This window comes from Marinospirillum sp., assembly GCF_014859565.1.
In genome coordinates, this window is sequence record NZ_JACUUA010000195.1 from 1 (window position 1) to 5,963 (window position 5,963).

7 protein-coding genes are annotated in these 5,963 nt (G+C 41.3%); all 7 read left to right on the top strand.

Annotation, left to right across the window (positions count from 1 at the left end; all coding sequences use genetic code 11):
* The coding region (locus IBX50_RS16170; RefSeq protein ID WP_292257329.1) for a polysaccharide biosynthesis protein at positions 1-586 on the top strand (586 nt) is incomplete at its 5' end.
* 273 nt (positions 587-859) lie between these two features.
* Entirely contained in the window at positions 860-2,188 is a 1,329-nt protein-coding gene (locus IBX50_RS16175; RefSeq protein WP_292257330.1) for an O-antigen ligase family protein, read from the top strand.
* 24 nt (positions 2,189-2,212) lie between these two features.
* Positions 2,213-2,638, top strand: coding sequence for an adenylyltransferase/cytidyltransferase family protein (locus IBX50_RS16180; protein WP_292257331.1), 426 nt, complete (start codon positions 2,213-2,215; stop codon positions 2,636-2,638).
* A 91-nt stretch (positions 2,639-2,729) separates the two neighbouring features.
* Positions 2,730-4,076: a hypothetical protein gene (locus IBX50_RS16185; protein ID WP_292257332.1), complete on the top strand. Its 1,347-nt coding sequence runs from the start codon at positions 2,730-2,732 to the stop codon at positions 4,074-4,076.
* A complete protein-coding gene (locus IBX50_RS16190; protein WP_366930744.1) occupies positions 4,066-4,566 on the top strand; it encodes an adenylyltransferase/cytidyltransferase family protein in 501 nt (166 codons plus the stop codon). Before IBX50_RS16185 ends, IBX50_RS16190 begins: the two co-directional genes overlap by 11 nt.
* A 98-nt stretch (positions 4,567-4,664) precedes the next feature.
* Positions 4,665-5,267, top strand: a complete 603-nt coding sequence (locus IBX50_RS16195; RefSeq protein ID WP_292257333.1) for a LicD family protein — start codon at positions 4,665-4,667, stop codon at positions 5,265-5,267.
* Complete coding sequence (locus tag IBX50_RS16200; RefSeq protein WP_292257334.1) at positions 5,267-5,935, top strand: hypothetical protein; 669 nt, start codon at positions 5,267-5,269, stop codon at positions 5,933-5,935. The genes IBX50_RS16195 and IBX50_RS16200 overlap by 1 nt, the downstream gene beginning before the upstream one ends.
* The last annotated feature ends 28 nt before the right edge of the window (positions 5,936-5,963 follow it).

Here is a 5,963-nt window from a genome sequence, read left to right on the forward strand (position 1 = left end):
TAATGTCCTGGGTTCTTCTGGTTCTGTGGTGCCTTTATTCAGAAAACAGATTGCTGCCGGTGGACCGGTGACCGTCACTCATCCAGAGATTACCCGCTTTTTTATGACCATCCCGGAGGCTTCCTTGCTGGTGATCCAGGCGGGATCAATGGCAAAGGGCGGCGATGTTTTTGTGCTGGATATGGGTGAGTCGGTAAAAATTGAACACCTGGCACGACGGATGATTCAGCTTTCTGGCTTGGAAGTGAAAGATGAAAAGCACCCCGGGGGTGATATTGAGATAGTGTTTTCAGGTTTGCGCCCTGGTGAGAAGCTTTATGAAGAGCTTTTGATTGGTGATAATGTGTCCGGCACTCAGCATCCTAAAATCATGCGAGCAGAAGAAGAAACCTTGACCCGGCCGCAGATTGATGAATACTTGCAGCTATTACAAGTTGCTGAGATGGAGCTGGATTGCTGGAAAGCCCGAGCAGTACTGGAGATGGCGGTGGGAGGGTTCAAGCCTTCCTCTGATGTGGTTGACCACCTGTTGCCGTCTTCAGCTGATCTGTGTAACGCTGTAGTTACGCCACCACTTGTACAGTAGCTACAGTAGCTTGTCGATTGGTTGTTGAACATCACCCAGAAGTCCTTACAACTGCTCCTGATTTCTTCTGGCAGGTGCAATCAGAGCTTAGCTGGTTTTAAAGGAAACACGCTGCAAGCGCCTTGAAACGGAAAAATAAACACTAAAAAAACTATTATTTACTACTAGTAGAGAGAAAAATGCTAGAATCCTGGAAAAATTAATAAGGCCTCATGGATACGCCTTGCGAGCATACAAGTGTACTGAAGGGTCAAGAAATTTCTAGGCGGTTTAATGATGATTGAGTCAGTGAAAAGTATTCTTTATAATAAGAGCGGCAGCCAAATTCCGGGCTGGCTGTCAATAGTTGGATTGTTATTAGCTTGTGTTTATTCGTTCTCCGCATTTATTTTTAAAGATATTTACTCTGATTATGTTGAGTCGTTGTTTTATTTTGTTGTAATGTTAGCATTTTTATGGTTTGGAGGCAGATTAAGGTTTTCACTATACACTTGGATTGCTGTTGTGATGGTATTAATCTCAGTTATAAGCTGGATTTTAATTAGTATTGATCACCCAGAGCAAGCACGCAGTCGACCAAGCCCCGGCGACTTGGTTGATAAGCTGCTATTTGTACCTCTAGCTCTAATTCTGGGTGCCAGCAGGGTACGTATACTCTTGTTCTGGACATGTGCTATGGCCGCTTTAATATTAATGCCATGGGTTTTGGGTGGAGGGTATAAAGAGATCATGAAAGGTGTGGATGGGGTTCGAGTTGGGCTGGGAACTAACCCAATGCGCACAGGGTTAATGTATGGCACTATGCTTGTCGGTCTTCTTGTTATGCTTCCTTTTTATGTTTATAAGATAAAAAGGGTATGGATGGCTCTACCTTTGTTAATCTTCTTCGCGCCATTGATTGCTTATTCAGGTTTTGGTGTATTTGCTTCACAGACTCGTGCTGTGTTCCTTGCCTTAATGGTTTCTTTTTTTGTAGTTGTCGCAATTTTTTGTATTTATCTTTTGGCAAAAAAACCAAGCACACAAGATTTGAACTGGTCTCGGCTTAAGGTTTTATTGGTTTTTACATCGTTTTCATTGTTTTCTTTATTGTATTTTTTTCATGTTCCGCTTGTGAGTATGTATGAAAGATTTGATAATGAGCTTAAAGTGCTATCTGAGTCTGAATTAAAGCCTGATGTTATTCCTGAAACAAACTTTGGCCTTAGAGTTATATATTGGAATATTGGTATTGAGTCTATTAAGGAACGGCCGATCGCCGGATGGGACAGGGATGGTGGTAGATTGTTGCTTGAAGATGATGGGTACAATAATAACACTATTCATAATTTATTCCTTGAGGCAGGTGTGCGTTATGGTATTTTTGCTATTTTGATGATTCTTATGCTTTTCATATTTTCTTATTGGTTGATTGTCAGGGCTTGGCGTTCAGGTGTAATGCCCCCGGAGATTTTTATTTTTTCGATTGTGTTTATTGTCTTCTTTTTGGTATCAAATATGTTCTCGTCAAATTTCTTTCAGGATGCTGGTGTTTATATCTTTAACATAGTTATGGCTGGGGTTATGGCTTACCCAATTGCTAACTATTGCTCAAGTAAGTGAGATTTAAATTAGGGTGAGTCTATTATGAAAAAAATTGGCTATACAACAGGTGTCTACGATTTGTTCCATATTGGACATTTGAATGTGCTAAAGCGCGCAAGGTTAGAGTGTGATTATTTGATTGTAGGGGTCACTACTGATGAACTCTGTGAATCAAGAAAAGGGAAGCGTCCAATTATTCCTTTTGCTGAGCGTATGGAGATTGTTGAGCATATCAATTTTGTCGATGAAGTCGTGCCGCAGGTGAATATGGACAAAATGGAAGCTTGGAATAATCTTAAGTTTGACAAGATGTTTGTTGGTGATGACTGGAAAGGATCTGATAAATGGAGTCAGATGGAAAAGGATTTTGCTGCTGTAGGTGTTGAAATTGTCTACTTTCCTTATACATCTCATACCTCCAGCACTAAACTAAGGGAAGTGTTGAATAAATTTCTTGAGGAAAGTTAAAGCTCCTGCAGATTTTACTACGGTATATCAGTAGTGGCTTCAGGTACAGTTATGACCAGAAGCGGAAGTTTATAGAATAATGGAGAATACTTTGAATCGTTTTTTTGATGTGGTTAGATACCGTTATCTACGTTCTATTGTGGCGCGGGCTGCGCGGTATTACTATAATTCTGGGGAATATCGACAGGCAGCAATGTACTATGCAAAATGCCTTTCCTCACTTGATGGTTTAAATATTCGAAGTGTTTATAATGTAAAGCGACATTGGGAATATGAATACCACCGCTCACTTTACCGTTTAGGCGAATCTCCACATTCAGACCCTTTCTTTGATATTACGTTTTCTGCTACTGCTACTGAGAAAAAATTAACTGCCAGTGTGGGGGTCTTTTCTATACGAGTTACACATTCTGGGTTTTTCATTAATGGTAATTATAAGGGTTCAAGAAAAAATATTGTTGTATGTATTGACGATCAGGATGTTATGTTTTTGTCTTTTAGGGCGGGAGGCTTGAGAAAAGGTCATTTCAATTTTTTCCTGAAACGATCAGTAGTTGACCACTTACCAAAAATTTCACACCTTTCATTAAAGGATTCAGCCAGTGAGTATCTGGTTTGTAGTGGGTCGGTGTGTATTGAGTTGCAAGTACCGCATGGTGATGGATCATTTCACAGGAGGCTTGAGCAAGGCTCAAAAATCAGCAAGAAGGGTTATCTCACTTTAACGGATCAGGAGGTTTCCGGTCATCAGGATCGCTTTCTTGATCTTTATGTTCGTGTGCGCCAGCATTTTGAGGAGCACCTGAATAAAAAGTTGTTTATTCTTTATGGTACGCTCTTAGGTCTTATCCGTGAAGGTGATTTCATAAAAGGTGATGATGACTTTGACGCAGGTTATGTTTCTTTTGCAGACAACCCATACGATGTAAAAAAAGAAACTATGGAATTGGTTATTGAGTTGGTTTTGGCTGGATTTACCTGTAGTTTTAATACTAATGGTCGCTTGTTTAGAATACGTGATCAGAGTACACCAGGTCTGCATCTGGATGTCCGTCCTGTTTGGTTTGAAAGGGATAAAGTATGGCTACACAAGCAAGCATGCCTCTCGTTGATCCGGTCAGATTTTCTACCTGTTGCAGAAGGTGAGCTTCGAGGGAAGCTGGTGTATACGCCTGCTTTGCCTGAAAAGTTTCTTGCCAGCTATTATGGCTCTGGATGGAAAATACCTGACCCGTCCTATTCTAATGGATCACAACGGATTCCAAAGAGCGTGACACGTCATTTGAATAAGGTGTGTATCAGTCCAGAAGACTATAGGTTCATGCTGAGCCAAATTGATCGCAGAAAATCGGACTACCCAGGTGCAGGTCAGCTTATTTCTATTGGTCTCCATCCTTTGTATCCTTTGACTGAGTATGAGGCAAATTGTGAATGGTGATGTAAGTCTTGAAATTGCAACTGCTGCCAAAGTAAAAACTATCCTGACCTATGGCACCTTTGATATGTTTCACATTGGTCATTTGCGCTTGCTCGAGCGTCTCAGTGCAATGGCTGATCGGGTGATAGTTGGAGTTTCCACTGATGAATTCAATCTGCAGAAGGGTAAAAAAACTCTGATTCCTTATGATCAACGTGCCGAGATAGTAGCAGCAATTAGCCATGTTGATCTGGTAATTCCAGAAGTATCCTGGGATCAAAAGATTCATGATGTACAGATTAATAACGTTGATATATTTGCCATGGGTAATGACTGGGAAGGTAAGTTTGATTTTCTTAAGGATCACTGTGAAGTGGTCTATCTTGAGAGAACACGGAATATATCAACAACTGAGCTCAAGAGATCCTTGAAGAGTTTTTTATCCATTCCGCATGAGGATTTGCTTAAAGCCTTTGAAGTGCTGGATATGCTCAGACAAGATCTGGAGTGAACATTTTTGTGCGAGTTATTTATACTAAAAATTATTGCATCAGCTATTATATGAGTATTCAGTAGATAGATAAAGGTTGAAGCATCAATGGAGGTACTGTGAGCGGAAATGCACGGCTTGAAGGGGATACGGCTATTAAGGCTCGTCACTATTTGCGTTTGATTACAGATCGGCTTGATCAGGCCGGAGTCCGTTATTGCCTGGATGGTGGTACTCTTCTTGGAATCGCACGTGAAGGCCGCTTGCTGCCTTGGGATGATGATATAGATCTCTTTGTTGATGGTTGTGATGCTGATAAGCTACAGCGGTGTCGATTCCCGCTTTGGCTTAAAGGTCTTAGAGTGCGCACCGAATACTATAACGAGAATCATCATGTCTTGAAAAAAGGACTATTACGGGTTGTTAAGTTCAGGAATCGAAAACGGCTAATCAGTCGGGGTGATGTTCTTCTGGATGCAATTGTGAAATATGCTGATGATAAATTTTACTATTGGTCCGTGGGTATGAGTGAGATTGTATACAAGAAGGTTCCACGTATCTATTATGACCAGTTAGATTATATTGATTTTGATGGAAAGAGATATCCTGTGCCAGCTGATCTTGATGGTTACTTAACTTGTCGATATGGGGACTGGAAAACACCAGTAGCCGAATGGAATTACATGAAGGATGATAAGGCAAAATTCCGGGTGGAAAATTAATGCGTTTTCTTTTTATACCTGTGTCATCAAAAAAAGGTATTGGTGAATATATGCGTTCGCTCATTCTTGCTGACGCAGTTAAAAGCCGCTGGCCTGATTCAGAGATTAATTTTGTTTTGAGTAAACAAGCTCCTTACCATGCTGATTGTCCCTATCCAACCCATTTGACTGAGCAAACACCAACTTTCCACATTGCTGAGGTCAATACAATTATTTCTGAGTTTAGGCCTCAGGTGGTTGTCTTTGATGCTTCTGGAAGAAAGGCTCAGTTGCGTCACGCACGAGCTAACGGAGCTTTAACTGTATTTATAAGTCAGCACAAGAAAAAACGATCCAGAGGTTTACGTTTAGATCGTATGTGGCACACAGACTTGCATTGGGTAGCGCAACCAGAGTTTGTCTTACCTGCCCCTGGATTGTGGAGCAGGCTTAAGCTTAGGCTGCTAAAAAAGGAACCACCTTTATACTTGGGAACACTCTACAATCAGCCTAGTGAGGATGTGAAGGTTAATTGCCTTGATCGCTACAGTTTAACTGCTGGCAGTTATTTGTTTGTAAGTGCCGGAAGTGGGGGTCACTATTGTGGTACCCATGGTTTGGCTGCCGACTGCTTTGCTCTATTAGCTACGGAGGCTTTATCTAAACCCGCGTTATTCATGAGGCTGTGAATCAGCCTCTCCGAACCGCTGTTTGACC